Source organism: Stenotrophomonas sp. FR024 (genome assembly GCF_047500745.2).
In the GTDB taxonomy this organism is placed as follows: domain Bacteria; phylum Pseudomonadota; class Gammaproteobacteria; order Xanthomonadales; family Xanthomonadaceae; genus Stenotrophomonas; species Stenotrophomonas maltophilia_A.
This window is the reverse complement of sequence record NZ_JAXAXM020000001.1, coordinates 330,033-345,551: the sequence shown is the minus strand read 5'-3', so window position 1 is coordinate 345,551 and position 15,519 is coordinate 330,033. Positions and strand designations below refer to the sequence as shown.

11 protein-coding genes are annotated in these 15,519 nt (G+C 67.4%); 5 read left to right on the top strand and 6 right to left on the bottom strand.

Annotated features, from left to right (window positions below; genetic code table 11):
• Positions 1–39: 39 nt before the first annotated feature.
• Positions 40–738 (bottom strand): glutathione S-transferase family protein, encoded by a 699-nt coding sequence (locus ACMZ91_RS01550; protein ID WP_414577800.1) that lies wholly within the window; start codon positions 736–738, stop codon positions 40–42.
• 115 nt (positions 739–853) lie between these two features.
• Here ACMZ91_RS01550 and ACMZ91_RS01545 point away from each other — a divergent pair, with 115 nt between their 5' ends.
• Positions 854–1,798 carry a LysR substrate-binding domain-containing protein gene (locus ACMZ91_RS01545; RefSeq protein WP_414577798.1) on the top strand — a complete coding sequence of 315 codons (945 nt, stop codon included), beginning with the start codon at positions 854–856 and terminating at the stop codon, positions 1,796–1,798.
• Here ACMZ91_RS01545 and ACMZ91_RS01540 read toward each other — a convergent pair.
• Positions 1,737–3,116 (bottom strand): aminotransferase-like domain-containing protein, encoded by a 1,380-nt coding sequence (locus ACMZ91_RS01540; protein WP_414577796.1) that lies wholly within the window; start codon positions 3,114–3,116, stop codon positions 1,737–1,739. The two genes, ACMZ91_RS01545 and ACMZ91_RS01540, sit on opposite strands and share 62 nt — an antisense overlap.
• Before the next feature lie 132 nt (positions 3,117–3,248).
• On the opposite strand from ACMZ91_RS01540, the gene ACMZ91_RS01535 reads away from it, so the two are divergent.
• Positions 3,249–4,112, top strand: coding sequence for a DMT family transporter (locus ACMZ91_RS01535; RefSeq protein ID WP_414577794.1), 864 nt, complete (start codon positions 3,249–3,251; stop codon positions 4,110–4,112).
• 35 nt (positions 4,113–4,147) lie between these two features.
• Here ACMZ91_RS01535 and ACMZ91_RS01530 read toward each other — a convergent pair whose 3' ends face one another.
• Complete coding sequence (locus tag ACMZ91_RS01530; RefSeq protein WP_414577792.1) at positions 4,148–5,083, bottom strand: LysR family transcriptional regulator; 936 nt, start codon at positions 5,081–5,083, stop codon at positions 4,148–4,150.
• 107 nt (positions 5,084–5,190) lie between these two features.
• Between ACMZ91_RS01530 and ACMZ91_RS01525 the strand changes: the two genes are divergently transcribed.
• A complete protein-coding gene (locus ACMZ91_RS01525) occupies positions 5,191–6,708 on the top strand; it encodes an MFS transporter (RefSeq protein ID WP_149908899.1) in 1,518 nt (505 codons plus the stop codon).
• On the opposite strand, the gene ACMZ91_RS01520 is transcribed toward ACMZ91_RS01525, so the two are convergent.
• The 3 genes from ACMZ91_RS01520 to ACMZ91_RS01510 form a co-directional block, all read right to left on the bottom strand.
• Entirely contained in the window at positions 6,692–8,782 is a 2,091-nt protein-coding gene (locus tag ACMZ91_RS01520) for a TonB-dependent siderophore receptor (RefSeq protein WP_414577790.1), read from the bottom strand. The genes ACMZ91_RS01525 and ACMZ91_RS01520 overlap by 17 nt on opposite strands.
• 99 nt (positions 8,783–8,881) lie before the next feature.
• Entirely contained in the window at positions 8,882–10,267 is a 1,386-nt protein-coding gene (locus ACMZ91_RS01515; protein ID WP_414577788.1) for a sensor histidine kinase, read from the bottom strand.
• The gene (locus ACMZ91_RS01510) at positions 10,245–10,928 is read right to left on the bottom strand and encodes a response regulator transcription factor (protein ID WP_414577786.1); all 684 of its coding nucleotides are present in this window, start codon (positions 10,926–10,928) and stop codon (positions 10,245–10,247) included. Before ACMZ91_RS01510 ends, ACMZ91_RS01515 begins: the two co-directional genes overlap by 23 nt.
• A 153-nt stretch (positions 10,929–11,081) precedes the next feature.
• On the opposite strand from ACMZ91_RS01510, the gene ACMZ91_RS01505 reads away from it, so the two are divergent.
• Together ACMZ91_RS01505 and ACMZ91_RS01500 are read left to right on the top strand one after the other, a co-directional pair.
• On the top strand, positions 11,082–12,260 hold the full coding sequence (locus ACMZ91_RS01505; protein WP_414577784.1) for an efflux RND transporter periplasmic adaptor subunit: 1,179 nt from the start codon (positions 11,082–11,084) through the stop codon (positions 12,258–12,260).
• A 4-nt stretch (positions 12,261–12,264) separates the two neighbouring features.
• Entirely contained in the window at positions 12,265–15,366 is a 3,102-nt protein-coding gene (locus ACMZ91_RS01500; RefSeq protein WP_414577782.1) for an efflux RND transporter permease subunit, read from the top strand.
• The last annotated feature ends 153 nt before the right edge of the window (positions 15,367–15,519 follow it).

Here is a 15,519-nt window from a genome sequence, read left to right as displayed (position 1 = left end):
GAGGCATTGCGCGCCGCTGCCGCACAGGCCGGGCCGGGCTCAGGCCGCTGCGGCCTCAAGCACTTCTTCCAGCCGCACCTCGCCGAGGAAGCCGCCGCTGCTGGTTGCCGGCCGCTGCGCTTCAACGGCGTGGGCGAACTGCACGCCGGCGTCGTCCTGCAGGCGCTCGAACAGCTGCTGCACCCTGGGGAACTCGCGGCGGTCGACCACCTGGTGGTAATCGTTCCAGCGCGCGATGCCGGCGAAGTAGGCATCGGCGAAGCTGCGCTGTGCGCCCAGCAGCCACGGGCCCGTTCCGATCATCTGCTCCAGTGCCTGATGTGCGTGGCGGACCTTGGTCGTGCCGTACCTGCGCAGCGCTTCACCTTCGGCACCCTCCGCGTGTTCCAGCGCATGCCAGAGCGGGGCGTAGGCACCGAAGAAACTTGTGTTGAGATAGGCCAGCCGATGGTTGAGGCGATCGAAGCCGGGCGTGCCCTGTGCGAAGCCCAGGCCCTGCGAGATGCCCTTCGCGGCCAGGTGGTTGAGGATGGCCAGGCTTTCGCTGAGCAGTTCGCCCTGCGCGGTGCGCAGGGTCGGGGTTTCGCCCAGTGGATTGAGGTGGCGGTAGTCTTCGCCCTGCACCTGGCCGGGCATGTCGATGCGGCACAGGTGATACGGCTGGCGCAGCCACTCCAGGGCGACGATGGAGCCGAACGAGCAGCCCGAGGGCACGCCGTAGAAGAGGATCGGGGTCATGGCAGGTTTCCGGTTCGAGCCGCGATGCGGCGGGTGAGGAAAGCGTGCCTGCGTGGACATTGCCCCGGAAGCCGTCAGAATGGCATCCTGAAGTCCACATCTGTGGACGTTGCGCATGCTCAATCTCAACGACCTGGCCCTGTTCGTGACCGCAGTGGAGCAGGGCGGGTTCGCTGCTGGTGGCCGCCATCTGGGCTTGCCGCGCTCGACCCTGAGCAAGCGTGTGGCGCTGCTGGAGGAACACCTCGAGGTGCGGCTGCTGCAACGCAGTTCGCGTCGCTTCGCGTTGACCGAGGTCGGCCAGGCGTTCTTCGAACGCGCACGCACGGCCCTGTCTGAAGTGGAGGCCGCCGAGGCCATCGTCCGCGACCGCCAGGCCGAACCGAGCGGCACCGTGCGCATCAGCGCTTCGATTCCGGTGGTGCAGGGCGAGCTCGCCGCGTGCCTGCCTGCACTGGCCCGCCGCTATCCACGGCTGCGGATCGAAGTTGAAGCAAGTGATCGTTTCATCGATCTGGCTCAGGAGGGCATCGACATCGCCCTGCGCAGCCACTTCGGTCCGCTGCCGGATTCGGGGTTGGTGCAACGCGCGTTGGGGAGCGAACGCATCGTGCTGGTCGCGTCCCCTGGCTATCTGGCAGCTGCACCGGCATTGGTGGAACCAGAGCAACTACGCGCGCATGCCGGCCTGCTCACCGCGCGCCACGCCACGCGATGGACGCTGCACGGTCCCGACGCCCGCACCGTGCAGGTGGAGCCGCAGGTGGCAATGGTCGGCAATGAATCGCAGCTGCTGATCGCGGCGGCCGAGGCGGGCCTTGGCATCACCGTGCTGCCCTACAGCCTGTGTGCTGCGGCCCTTGCGGCAGGTCGCCTGCAGCAGGTGCTGCAGGCGTGGCATGCCGGCGAAGTCACCACCAGCGTGCTGCTGCCACATCGTCGCGGCCAGTTGCCGGGCGTGCGCGTGGTGGTGGATGCGCTGGTCGCGCATTACCAGCTCAACGCAACTCCCGCGCCAGCACCTGCCAGATCCGTGCGTCCTGGCACTGCGAAACGTTGAAGCGCAGATAGTCGGCCGCGCGCTGCGACTGGCTGAACGCGTTGCCAGGCGCCAGCACGATGCCTTCGTGCAGGCACTGCCGCGCCAGTGCGGCGGCATCGCGGCCATCCGGCAGCTGGCACCACAGGAACAGTCCAGCTTCTGGCTGCAGCCACGGCGTGATGCCAAGCGTGTGCAGCTTGCGCAGCGTGTGCCGGCGCGCATCGGCCAGGCGTGAACGCACCGATTGCATGTGGCGTCGGTAGCCGCTGTCGGTCAGCGCGATGTGCATCAATTGTGCGGCCAGATGGCCACCGCCGAAGCTGGTGGCCAGCTTCAGGTCGGTCAACGCTTCGATCCAGTCGTGGCGCGCAGCGATGTAGCCACAGCGCGAAGCCGCCGACAGCGTCTTGGAGAAGCTGCCGACGTGGATCACCCGCGACAGCCCATCCAGCGCGGCCAGCCGCGGCGCCGGCTGCAGTTCGAAGTCGGCGAAGATGTCGTCCTCGACGATGATCAGCTCGCTGCGTTCGGCCAGGCCCAGCAGGCGGTGCGCGGTGCTGGCCGAAAGCACTGCGCCGGTCGGGTTGTGCAGGCCCGAGTTGGTGATGTACAGCCGCGGCGAATGCTCCTGCAATGCGCGTTCGAACGCTTCAAGGTCCGGGCCGGTGGGCGTGTACGGCACACCCACGGCCTGTACCTGGTGCGCCTTCAGCAGCGCGTGGTAATTGAAGTAGCTGGGGTCATCGACCAGCACGCAATCACCGGGCTTGAGCAGGAAGCGGCAGATCAGGTCGACCGCGTGCGTCCCGGATTCGGTCAGCAGGATCTGCTCCATCGGTGCATCGATGCCGAGCGTGGCGCTTCGCCGTTGCAGCAGCTGGCGCAACGCGGGCAGCCCGAGTGGGCCGGCGTAGTCGGCCAGATGCATGGCATCGGCACGCGCCAACCGGCGCAGGCCGCGCCGCACGCCGTCGTGGTACAGCCAGTCACTGGGCATCCAGCCGCACCCGGGCTTGAGGTGGCCCGGCGGGGTTTCCAGCGATTGCCGCGACACCCACAGCGGGTCCACGGCGCGGTCCAGCCGGGGCTCCATCTCGGCCAGTGCCAGCGGTGCGGCGGGCCCACTGACATAGAAGCCGGATCCTGCGCGCGCCGTGATCAGGCCTTCGGCCGCGAGGCGCTCGTAGGCTTCGACCACGGTGGAGACTGAGACTGCCATCGCTGCGGCCTGCGCGCGCACCGAAGGCAGGCGGGAGCCGGGACCATCCACGCGTGCGGTGATGCGGTTGCGGACGGCCTGGATGACCGATTCGATGCGGGTAAGCGGACGTGGCATGACGGAACTGTAGTGGAAGTGTGGGCAGTACAGTTATTTACGACTGTACTGGATTGTAGCTGGGGCGGTTCCGCGCTGGATGCTTCCATACAGCCTCCGCCAGGCGTCGCCCGGCACTTCAGGATTACAGGCGTGGAACGGTCGGCGAGTGGTTGGATCAATGGCTTCATCGGTGTAGTGATTTTCGCGGGCTCGTTGCCGGCTACCCGCCTGGCGGTGCTTGAACTGGATGCCGGGTTCGTCACCGCCGCACGCGCCACCATCGCCGCTGTGCTCGGCCTGGGTCTGTTGTTGCTGCTGCGCCAGCCGTGGCCGCGGCGCAGTGACCTGCCAGGCCTGGTGGTGGTTAGCCTCGGCGTGGTGGTCGGCTTTCCGCTGCTGACCGCGCTCGCGCTGCGCCATGCGTCATCAGCGCACACCATCGTGTTCCTCGGCCTGCTGCCGTTGAGCACTGCGGTATTCGGCGTGCTGCGCGGTGGCGAGCGGCCGCGCCCGGCGTTCTGGTTGTTCTCGTTGCTGGGCAGCGCCTGCGTGGTCGGCTATGCAGTGCGCAACGGCATCGAGGCGTCATTGCAGGCCGACCTGCTGATGCTGGCGGCAATCGTGGTGTGTGGGCTCGGCTATGCCGAAGGTGGTCGACTTGCCCGCCACCTTGGCGGTTGGCAGGTGATCAGCTGGGCGCTGCTGCTGGCGTTGCCGGTGATGCTGCCGCTGACAGTGCTGATGCGCCCGGCCTCATTCGCGGCAGTCGGTGCTTCGGCGTGGTGGGCACTGGGCTACGTGGCAGTGTTCAGCATGCTGATCGGCTTCCTGTTCTGGTACCGCGGGCTGGCGCAGGGCGGCATCGCCGCTGTTGGCCAGCTGCAGTTGCTGCAGCCGTTCTTCGGCCTGGCCCTGGCCGCGCTGCTGCTGCACGAATCGGTCAGCCTCAGCATGGTGCTGGTGACCGTGGTCGCCGTGATCTGCGTGGCAGGCGCGCGCCGCTTCAGCCGCTGAAAAAAGGGACGGAGGGGATTAAGTCGTAATCGGCTCTACTGTGCCTGAAACGACTTAATCCCCTCCGTCCCCTTTTCCTCGTCGCCGCGGAACAGGTTGGCAACGGCATAGTCGATGAACACCCGCAGGCGTGCACTGGGATGGCGCCCGCCGGGCCACAGCAACGAGAACTGGCCCTGGTGCGTGGGCAGCGCAGGCAGCACCCGTTGCAGGCGGCCATCGGCCAGCGCGTCGGCTGCGAGGAAGTCAGGCATCCAGGCCAGACCCATGCAACCGATCGCAGCGGCCAGCACGGCTTCCATGTTGTTGCAGGTCATCGCCGTGGGAAGGCGCGCCCCGGCATCGCCTTCGATGCCCGGCAGCTGCCACGGATGCAGCTTTCCGGTGGTGGGGTAACGGAAGCGCAGCGCGGTATGCAGGCGCAGCTCGCTCACATTACCGGGCGTGCCATGGGCCTGCAGATAGCCCGGCGCCGCACAGAGGATGAAACGGAAGCCGCCCAGCCGCCGTGCGGTCAGGCTGGAATCGGCCAGTTCACCGCTGCGTATCACCGCGTCGAGGCCTTCGCTGACCACGTCGACGATGCGATCGTTGAAGTCCAGCTCCAGCTGCACCTGCGGGTAGCGCTGCTGGAACCCCGGCAGTACCGGCAACAGGAAGCGGTAGCCGATGGTGGGCAGGCCGATGCGCAGCAGTCCACTCGGGGCGTGCTGTCGCTGCGCCAGATCCGCCTGCGCTTCGGAAAGTTCATCCAGTGCCCGCCGGCAGCGCTGCAGCAGCAGTTCGCCTTCGTCGGTGAGGTGCACGCGGCGGGTGGTGCGCTGGAACAGGCGGGTGCCGAGTTCCTGTTCAAGGCGGGCGATGCGCTTGCCCACGGCCGACGCGGACAGGCCGAGGACGCGAGCGGCGCCGACGATGCTGCCTGCTTCGGCGGTACGGACGAAGGCCAGCAGGGCAGAGATGGAATCCATGCGGGGCATGATTACGGAACATCGGGCCGCAATCAACGTCCATCGAGCCTGTTTTTCTGGAATAGCGGCCTGTCCATCATCAATGCCCCTGATGGATGGAGGCCCGCATGGCCCCGGTTTCGATGCTTCCCGTACCTTCCCACACGCATCAGCGCTGGGCCCTGCTTGCCGTCTGCCTGGCTGCACTGGCGCTGCCGTTGTCCTTCTCGGCCGGTGCCGTCGCGGTGCCGGCGCTGGCCCGTTCCGCGGCGTCGTCGCCGACTGCGCTGGCCTGGGTGACCAACGCCTTCATGCTCACCTTCGGAAGCCTGTTGCTCGCTGCCGGTGGCCTGGCCGATCGTTATGGTCGGCGGCGGCTGTTCCTGCTGGGTACGGCGGGCTTCAGCATCGCCACTGCCGTCGTCTGCCTTGCGCCCACGCTGCTGTGGCTGGATCTGGCGCGCGGGCTGCAGGGCGTTGCCGCTGCAGCGGCGCTGGCGTCCGGCACCGCTGCGCTGGCGCATGCCTGGCAGGGCCCGGTGCGTGCCCGTGTGTTCGCGCTGCTGGGCACCACATTCGGTGCGGGGCTGGCGCTGGGGCCGCTGCTCGCGGGTCTGCTGCTGCAGGCATTGGGATGGCGCAGTGTGTTCGCCGCGGGCGGTGTACTGACGCTGGCGGCGTTCGCCGTGGGCGCGCGCGCGTTGTCCGAAAGCCATGGCGAACGCGGGCGGCTGGATGTCGGCGGCATGCTGGGTTTCAGCCTGATGCTGGCGGCGTTGACCCTGGCCCTGCTGTGGCTGGGTGAATTCGGCCTGCATGCCATGCGCGTGCAACTGGCGCTGTTGGCGACGCTGGTGCTGGGCGGGGTATTCGTCTGCATCGAACGACTGCACCGCTCACCGTTGCTGGACCTCTCGCTGTTCTCGCAACCGGCGTTCCTCGGTGTCCAGCTGCTGCCGGTCGCAACCTGCTTCGGCTACGTGGTGCTGCTGGTGGTGTTGCCTCTGCAGCTGTTGGGCGTGCATGCACAGAGCGCGACATTGGTCGGGCTGCAGATGCTGGCCCTGTCCGCGCCGATGCTGGTGCTGCCGATGCTGGCCGCGCGCTGGGCGGAACGCGTTGGAAGTACGCGGCTGTGTACGCTGGGCCTGCTGGTCTGTGCCTCTGGGTTGTACCTGTTGTCGCGCCATGCATCGCATCCGTCGCCGTCGCAGTGGGTGCCGTTGCTGATGCTGATCGGCGCTGGAACGGCCTTGCCTTGGGGCTTGATGGATGGGCTGTCGGTCAGCGTGGTGCCGGTGCAGCGTGCGGGCATGGCCGCCGGCATCTTTGGAACCGTGCGGGTGGCCGGTGAAGGCATCGCATTGGCCGCAGTCACTGCCTTGCTTGCGCTGCTGATCGGCTACCAGCTGCAGGGAGCATCGCCTGCATCGCTGGCGCGTGCCGGTGCCTATCTGGCCACGGGGGCGCAGGCACAGGCGCAGGCACTGCTTCCGGCGATGAGCGGCGCACAGCTGCAGCAGGCCAGTGCCGAGGCGCTGGCGATACTGCTGCGTGTCCTGGCGCTGCTGACTGCCGCATGCGCTGTGCTGTTGCACCTGCTGCTGCGGCGGCCAGCGTTGGCCGTGATCAGAACCGATAGCTGATGGTGCCGGTCACCACGCGCGGGTAGCCGGCGAAGCAGTCGCCAAAGGTGCGGCACGGCGCGTAGTAGCGCTTGCCGGTGAGGTTGGTGATGTTCAACGCCATCGTCCAGTCGGTCACCTGCACTTCCAGCAATGCATCGGCCAGCGTGTAGCTGGGCGTGACGATGCGCCCGCCATTGCCCAGCGACACCGTGTTGCCGACATGGCGCACGCCCAGGCCCAGGCGCAGGCGTGCGGCATCGTCCAGTTGGAAGCCCTTCGAAACCCAGGCCGAGGCGAGGTCCTGCGGGGTGTCGTTGAGGCGCTGGCCCACTTCCAGTGCGAAGTTGCTGCGGCTGACCTCAGCCTCGTTGCGCGCAACGGCAGCGGTGATTGTGAGGTCGTTGGCGAACTGGAACTGCCCTTCCAGCTCCACGCCCTTGGAGCGGATCTGCCCGGTCTGCACCACGTTCAATACGTTGTCCGGGTCGTTGGTCTGCCGGTTGGTTTCGGTGATGCGGTACGCCGCCAGCGTCAGCAGCAGGTTGCGCGCCGGTTGCCACTTGATGCCGGCCTCGGATTGGCGGCCGCGCATCGGCTTGAAGGCGCTGCCGAACAGATCCTGGCCGGACACAGGCAGGAACGATTCGCTGTAGCTCAGGTAGGGCGAAACGCCCGCACCCAGTTCGCCGATCAGCCCGGCGCGGTAGGTGGTGGCATTGTCGGTCTGGCTGGGCTGGCCTTCGGTCTTCGAGCGTGCATGGTCGCGGCGCGCGCCCAGCACCAGCGAGATGCGGTCGGCCCAGCGGATCTGGTCCTGCACATAGACACCCAGCTGGGTGGAGGTCTGGTCCGGCTGACGATCCCAGCCACGCACGATCGGTGCGACCGATACCGGGGTGTAGATGTCGATCGGCGTGCCGGTGGCGTCCAGCCGCTGCAGCTGCTCCTTGTATTGGCTGTAGTCCACGCCGGCCAGCAGCAGATGCTGGAAGGCACCGGTGGCGAAGTCGAACTGCAGCGCATTGTCGGCGCTGAAGATCTGCACGTCGGGGCGGGTGCCATAGGCCGTGCGGTTGACCACGCGCCGATCGGCGTCGATGAAGGGATCGGCCGGATTGCTGTAGCTGTCCACGTACATCTGCTGCAGAGTGGTCCTGCCATCGATGTAACGCACTGCCGAGCGCAGGCTGAGCGTGTCGTTGAAGCTGTGGTCGAACAGCGCGGTCAGGCTGTAGACGCGCGAGTCGATGCGGTCGAAGTCGGGATCGCCGATGAAGGTGGACGGGTCGAGGCGGCGTCCGGGCGGTGCAAGCAGGGTCGCGGCCAGCGGCAGGAACTGCTGGCTGGAGCCGGTCTTGTCATGCTGATAGCTGGCCAGCAGGGTCAAGGTGCTGCGTTCACCGTGCCAGCTGATCGACGGTGCCAGATAGACGCGGTCATCCTTCAATACATCGGTCTGCATGTTCGATTCACGCACCAGCCCGACGAAGCGGCCGGCAAGCGTACCGGTATCGTTCAATGCGCCGCCGATGTCACCCTGCAGCTGCCTGCGGTCGAAACTGCCGAGCTGCACGCCGACCTCGCCGTTGAGGGTGCCGAAGGTCGGGCGCTTGCTCATTGCATTGATGATGCCGCCGGTGGCGCCGGCACCGTACAGCACCGAGGACGGGCCGCGCAGCACTTCCACCCGCTCCAGGCCATAGATTTCCGGGCGGGCGAGGGGGCTGAAACCGTAGCTGCGGCGCAGGCCATCCTGGTACTGCACCGGGTCCAGCCCGCGCACCGAGGTCGCATCGTTGCGGGTATCCAGCCCCCACGCATCGGCGGTGACGCCGGCGCTGTAGCGCAGCACTTCCTGCAGGTTGTGCGCGCCGCGATCGGTGAACAGCTGCTGGGTGACCACGCTGATCGCCTGCGGCGTCTCGGTCAGGGCGGTGTCGGTCTTGGTCGCGGTGCTGGCCCGCTCGGCCACCACCGTTACCTTGTCCAGGGTGCGCGCCGCCGGGGTGTCCTGGGCCTGGGCGATGGCCGAGGCCAGCAGGGTGGGCAGGGCGAGCGTGTACAGCAGCGGACGCGACGGCAGAGCGGTCATCGGGAGTGATCCGGGAAGGGCGGTGACGGCGGATTATCCGGATGCCCGCCCTCAAATACAAATGATTCCCAAGTGCGATTGGGGCGCCCTGGCCCGGCGTCAGGGCAGGCCGTCCGTCGCGCCGCGGATGCTCATCCAGGCGCCGCCACCGGGGGCGCTGCCGGCGCGGACACGGAAGCCGTGCAGGCCGGCAATGGCGGCCACGATCGACAGGCCCAGGCCGAATCCAGGCCCTTGGCCGGCGCTGCTGCTGCCACGGAAGAAGCGCTGGTAGATCAGCGTGCGGTCCTGTGGCGGAATGCCCGGCCCGTTGTCGATCACATCGATCCTCGGGGCGCCGTGATCATCGACCGCACGCAGCAGGATGCGGCCGTGTGCAGGGGTGAACTGCAGAGCGTTGGACAGCAGGTTGGCCAGCGCTTCGAACAGCAGCTCGCGGTCGCCACGCAGCGGGCCCACCTTCTGGTCCACCTGCAGCTCCAGCAACTGCTGCTTCTCTTCGGCCAGCGGCAGGTAGAACTGGTGCAGTTCCTGCAGCAGCTCGGTGACGTCGACCGCGTCGAAGGCTGAACGTCGCTGGTGGCTCTCCAGTTCCGACACCCGCAGCAGCGCGGCGAAGCGCGCCATCAGCATGTCAGTCTCGGCCAGCGCCTTGTCCAGTGGATCGGCATGCGGGTCCCGTTCGTCCAGGCCCACGCGCATGCGGTACAGATGCGCGCGCAGGCGGGTCAGCGGGGTGCGCAGATCGTGGGCGATGCTGTCGCACACGCCCTTGACCTCGGTCATCAGCTGTTCGATGCGTTCCAGCATGGCATTGACGATGCTCGACAGCCGATCGATCTCGTCGCGACGGCTGGACACCGGCAGGCGCTGGCCGAGGTCGCCGGCAACGATGCGGTTGGTGGCCGCTTCGATCTGCTGGATCCGTTTCAACGGGCGCCGGCGCAGCAGATGCCAGCCCACCAGGCCGGGAATGACGGTCAGCGACACGCCCCACAGCAGCGCATCGAGGATGATGCTGTTGACCGCCATGAGCTTGCCATTCTGGCGCACGAATACCAGCGTGCGGCCATCGCGGGTCACCACGCCGAGCGCACTGCCGCCGTTGTCGTGGCGGCCATCGGCCAGCGTCCAACCGTCCACCGCATGCGAGTTGCCATCCAGCGGCAGTCCCTCGGGGATCGCTGTCAGCGGGCCCGCCATCGGCATGCCGGCCTTGTCGAACAACCCATAGGTATAGACCTGGTGCAGATCGAAGCGCTGGCTGTCGCGCAATGCTTCATCCAGTGCCGGCCCGTCGAAGCTCATGAACAGGTGGGCGCGCTGCTGCAGGCCTGATTCGGTCAGGTCACTCAGGTAATCCGAGATGCGCCAGTACATCACGCCCAGCAGCAGGCTCGACCACGCCACGAACAGGATGCAGTACAGGCCCAGCAGTCTGCTGCTGGAAGAGCGCCAGTGGTCAGGATTGCGCGTCGAAGACATAGCCGGTTCCACGTACGGTCATGATCGGCTGCGGTCGGCCGGGTTGTTCGATGCGCTTGCGCACGCGGCCGATATGCACGTCGATCAGGTTGGTACCCGGATCGAAGTGGTAGCCCCAGACTTCCTGGAACAGCATGCTGCGGGTGACCACCTGGCCGACGTTGCGGACCAGGAATTCGAGCAGCTTGAACTCGGTCGGCAGCAGCGCGATTTCATGCCCGCCGCGTCGCGCCGAACGGGTCATCAGGTCCAGTTCCAGGTCACCGGCGCGCAGCACGTTGTCGATGGCAGCGGCCTGGCCCTGGCGCCGGATCAGCACTTCCACGCGTGCAGCCATTTCGTCGGAAGCGAAGGGCTTGGTCAGGTAGTCGTCGCCACCGGCGCGCAGGCCACGCACGCGTTCATCCACGTCCGACAGTGCGCTGATCATCAGCACCGGCGTGGTGATGCCTTCGCGGCGCAAGGTGGTGACCAGGGCCAGCCCGTCGATGCCGGGCAGCATGCGGTCCAGGGTGATCACCGCGTAGTCGCCTGCACGTGCCAGCGCCAGGCCGTTGCTGCCGTCGCTGGCCAGGTCCACGTCGAAGCCGTGGCTGCGCAGTTCGGTGGCGATCTCCTCGGCGGTGACAAGATCGTCCTCGATGGTGAGTACGCGCGGCATGGGCCAGTGTGCAGAGTGGGACAGGGGCATCCTCGCAATCGTGGGCAGCGACTGCAAATGAAAAATGTTTCATGCGCCATTTAGCAGGATCGTGCCGCCACGTCTTCTATATTCGGCGCCGAACGCTCCCCCACGCGTGGAACACTGCAGCCGATGATCCTTCCGAACCCCTCCCGTCCGTACCGTGCCTGGCGGCTGCCGCGAACCGCGGGCCTGCCGCTGCTGGCGCTCGCCCTGGCCGGCCTGCTCAGCGCCTGCGGCAAGGACGCGCCCAAGCCCGGCGCGACGACGCCTGAGGTGACGGTGCTGACCCTGCGCAGCCAGCCGCTGGCACTGCAGCAGGAACTGCCTGGGCGCAGCGTTGCCTCGCAGGAATCGGACGTGCGTCCGCAGGTGGATGGCGTGCTGGTGAAGCGGTTGTTCGAGCAGGGCCAGTGGGTGAAGGCCGGGCAGCCACTGTTCCAGATCGAGCCCGCGCTGTACCAGGCGGCGCTGAACGAGGCGCAGGCCAACCTGAAGACCGCCGAGGCCGCTGCGGTGACCGCGCGCCTGCGGGCGCAGCGCATGCAGGCGCTTGGCAAGGACCAGCTGGCCGCGCGCCAGGACGTGGACGATGCGATCGCCAGCGACCAGCAGGCTGCCGCCGTGGCGCAGGCCGCACAGGCCGCGCGTGACACGGCCAGCACACGGCTGGGGTTTGCCACGGTGACCTCGCCGATTGCCGGGCGCATCGGCCGCGCGCTGTTCACGCCGGGTGCGCTGGTCACCTCGGGCCAGGCCGATCCACTGGCACGGGTGCAGCAGATGGACCCGATGAACGTGGACATCACCCAGTCCAGCAATGAGTACCTGGCACTGCGCCGCGCCATCGCCGACGGTGGCGTGCAGGCCGACACAGCACCGGTGCGGCTGCGCCTGTCCGATGGCACCGACTACCCGCTGCCCGGCACGCTGGAATTCGCCGACGTGGACGTGCAGCAGGAGGCCGGCAGCATCACTCTGCGGGCGCGTTTCCCCAACCCGGATGGGCAGCTGCTGCCAGGCATGTACGTGCGCGCGCTGGTGGGGCAGGGAACCCGCCAGCAGGCGCTGCTGGTGCCACAGGCTGCGGTCGACCGCAGCCCCAAGGGCGAGGCACAGGCGTGGCTGGTGGACAAGGACGGCAAGGCGCGGCTGCGCCTGTTCCGCACCGCGCGTGCGGTGGGCGATCAGTGGCTGGTGCTCGATGGCCTGGCCGCCGGGGAGCAGGTAGTGGTAGCCGGCGCGCAGGGCCTGGCCGATGGCATGACGGTACGGGTGAAGCCTGCACCGGCACCGGCCGGGAAGGACTGAGCAGATGCTGCCGCGCTTCTTCATCCATCGCCCGGTATTCGCCTGGGTCCTGGCGATCTGCATCATGGCCTTCGGCACCATCGCGGTGACCCAGCTGCCGGTGGAGCAGTACCCGGACATCGCGCCGCCGCAGGTCAACATCACCGCGAACTACACCGGTGCCTCGGCACAGACGGTGGAAGACAGCGTCACCCAGGTGATCGAACAGCAGATCAAGGGCATCGATCACCTGTTGTATTTCTCGTCCACCAGTTCGTCATCGGGGCAGGCGCGCATCACGGTCACCTTCGACCAGAGCGCCAACCCGGATATCGCCCAGGTGCAGGTGCAGAACAGCGTCAATCAGGCGATCAACCGGCTGCCGCAGGAAGTGCAGCAGCAGGGCGTGACGGTCGCCAAGTCGCAGGGCGATTCGCTGATGGTGGTCTCGCTGTACGACACCAGCCGGCGCATGGAACGGGTGGATGTTTCCGATTTCCTGGTCAGCAACGTGCAGGACCCGATCAGCCGTATTCCCGGCGTTGGCGAGATCAACGTGTTCGGCTCGGCTTACGCAATGCGCGTGTGGCTGGACCCGCACAAGCTGCGCGCCTATGACCTGATGCCCTCGGACGTTCGCGCTGCGATCCAGGCGCAGAACACCCAGGTGACGGCGGGTGAGCTGGGCGCGATGCCGTCCAGCCCGACGCAGAGCCTCAACGCCACGGTCACCGCGCAGTCGCGCCTGCAGACGCCCGAACAGTTCCGCGCGATCATCCTGCGCACCCTGCCCAATGGCGCGGCGGTGTTGCTGGGCGACGTCGCACGGGTCGAGATCGGCGCGGAGAACTACCAGACCAGCAGCTATCTCAACGGTTATCCGGCGGCCGGCTTCTCAGTCACCCTGGCCTCCGGCGCCAACGCATTGGCCACCGCCGACGCGGTCCGCGCGGAGATCGAACGGCTGCGGCCGACTTTCCCGCCCGGCCTGCAGGTGGCCTACCCGCGTGACAGCACACCGTTCGTGCGGGTCTCGATCGAGGGGGTCATCCATACCCTCATCGAAGCCATCGTGCTGGTCGTAGTGGTGATGTTCCTGTTCCTGCAGAACCTGCGCGCCACGCTGATTCCGGCGATCACGGTGCCTGTGGTGCTGCTGGGCACCTTCGGCGTGCTGGCCGTTGCCGGATTCACCATCAACACACTGACCCTTTTCGCGATGGTGCTGGCGATCGGCCTGCTGGTCGACGATGCGATCGTGGTGGTGGAGAACGTGGAGCGCATCATCCACGACGAGCATCTGCCGCCGCGCGAAGCGACCGAAAAATCGATGGGCGAGATCACCGGCGCGTTGATCGGCATCACCGTGGTGCTGGGCGCGGTGTTCCTGCCGATGGCGCTGTTCGGTGGTTCCACCGGCATCATCTACCGGCAGTTCTCGATCACGATTGCGTCTGCCATGGCATTGTCGGCGCTGGTGGCGCTGACGCTGACCCCGGCGCTCTGCGCGACCCTGCTCAAGCCGTCTTCGGCGCAGAAACCGCAGGGCCGCTTCTTCCGGGCGTTCAACCGGGGCGTCGAGCGCAGCCAGTTGGCCTACCAGGGAAAGCTCGGTGGCGTCGTTACCCGGCCGCGGCGCTGGATGGCGTTCTACCTGCTGCTGGTGGTCGCCATGGTCGCGCTGTACGCGCGCATGCCCACCGGCTTCCTGCCGGTGGAAGACCAGGGCCAGGTAACCTTCCAGTTCTCCACGCCGGAAGGTACGCCGATGGCGCGTACCGAAGCATTGGGCGAGCAGATCAGCCGCTACTTCATGGAGCACGAGAAGCAGAACCTGGATGTGGTGTTCGTGGTGGTCGGCCGCAACAATGCCGGCACCGGCCAGAACGCCGGGCAGGGCTTCCTCGCCCTGAAGCCCTGGGATGAGCGCACGGGCGACAACACCGCCGCGGCGATCATCACGCGTGCCAATGCCTACTTCCGCCGCTTGCCGGATGCCAAGGTCAATGTACTGGCACCGCCGGCGGTGCGTGGACTGGGCCAGTCCAGCGGCTTCGAACTGTGGCTGCAGGACACCAGCGCGGTCGGGCGCGTGGCCCTGCAGGCGGCGCAGGAACAGGTGGTGCGCGCGGCCGGCGAAGACGACGGGCTCACCTCGGTGCGCCTGAACGGTCTGGGCGACAAGGCCGAGCTGCGGCTGGACATCGACCATGCCCAGGCCAGCGCGCTCGGCCTGGCCCAGGCCGACATCAATTCAACGTTGTCCGCGGCCTGGGGCGGCAGCTACATCAACGATTTCCTCGACCGTGGCCGGGTCAAGCGGGTCTACATGCAGGGCGACCAGCCCTACCGCAGCGTGCCCGACGACATCGGCCAGTGGTATGTGCGCGGTGGCAACGGCCAGATGGCGTCGTTTGCCAGTTTCGCCAGCAGCCACTGGGCGCGTGGGCCGCAACTGCAGCAGCGCTTCAACGGCCTGCCGGCGATGCAGATCCAGGGCAGCGCTGCCGAAGGCCGCAGCTCGGGCGAGGCGATGCAGCGCATGCAGGCGCTGGTTGCCGATCAACCCGGGTTCGACCTGCAGTGGAGTGGCCTGTCCTACCAGGAACAACTGGCCAGCAACCAGACGTTGTGGCTGTACATCGCCTCCATTGCCTTCATCTTCCTGTGTCTGGCAGCGCTCTATGAGAGCTGGACGGTGCCGGTGGCAGTGGTGCTGGTGATCCCATTGGGCGTGATTGGTACGGTGCTGGCGACTACCGCGGCCGGGTTCGTCAACGACATCTACTTCCAGGTCGGTCTGCTGACGACCATCGGCCTGTCGGCCAAGAACGCGATCCTGATCGTGGAGTTTGCCGAGGCCCGCTATCGTGCCGGCAGTTCAGCGGTGGAAGCGGCCCTGCAGGGCGCACGCCTGCGCCTGCGCCCGATCGTGATGACGTCGTTGGCCTTCGTGGCCGGTGTGATCCCGTTGGCGTTGGCCACCGGCGCGGGCGCAGTCAGCCGCCGTGAAATCGGCATGAGCGTGATCGGCGGCATGGTCTCCGGCACGGTGCTGGCAGTGGTGCTGGTGCCGTTGTTCTTCGTGCTGGTGCGCCGCCTGGGCCGGTCACGGCCGCAGGACTGAGGGGGGGGCGCGGCTGTCATCTGGCTGCCGCAGCACCCTCACCCGTTCTTTGCCCAGGTGCCGCTAGCGTAGGTCGTCCCCGTCCCCCACGGAGACCTGCCATGTGGCTGCTCGATCATCTCTGGCCCGGCCGCAGACCTGTTCCTCCCCCGG

Excerpts from the sequence above, each read along its gene's own strand:
- ACMZ91_RS01550 (WP_414577800.1), bottom strand. The coding sequence starts at position 738 with ATGACCCCGATCCTCTTCTACGGCGTGCCCTCGGGCTGCTCGTTCGGC.
- ACMZ91_RS01545 (WP_414577798.1), top strand. The coding sequence starts at position 854 with ATGCTCAATCTCAACGACCTGGCCCTGTTCGTGACCGCAGTGGAGCAG.
- ACMZ91_RS01540 (WP_414577796.1), bottom strand. The coding sequence starts at position 3,116 with ATGCCACGTCCGCTTACCCGCATCGAATCGGTCATCCAGGCCGTCCGC.
- ACMZ91_RS01530 (WP_414577792.1), bottom strand. The coding sequence starts at position 5,083 with ATGGATTCCATCTCTGCCCTGCTGGCCTTCGTCCGTACCGCCGAAGCA.
- ACMZ91_RS01525 (WP_149908899.1), top strand. The coding sequence starts at position 5,191 with ATGGCCCCGGTTTCGATGCTTCCCGTACCTTCCCACACGCATCAGCGC.
- ACMZ91_RS01520 (WP_414577790.1), bottom strand. The coding sequence starts at position 8,782 with ATGACCGCTCTGCCGTCGCGTCCGCTGCTGTACACGCTCGCCCTGCCC.
- ACMZ91_RS01515 (WP_414577788.1), bottom strand. The coding sequence starts at position 10,267 with ATGTCTTCGACGCGCAATCCTGACCACTGGCGCTCTTCCAGCAGCAGA.
- ACMZ91_RS01510 (WP_414577786.1), bottom strand. The coding sequence starts at position 10,928 with ATGCCGCGCGTACTCACCATCGAGGACGATCTTGTCACCGCCGAGGAG.
- ACMZ91_RS01505 (WP_414577784.1), top strand. The coding sequence starts at position 11,082 with ATGATCCTTCCGAACCCCTCCCGTCCGTACCGTGCCTGGCGGCTGCCG.
- ACMZ91_RS01500 (WP_414577782.1), top strand. The coding sequence starts at position 12,265 with ATGCTGCCGCGCTTCTTCATCCATCGCCCGGTATTCGCCTGGGTCCTG.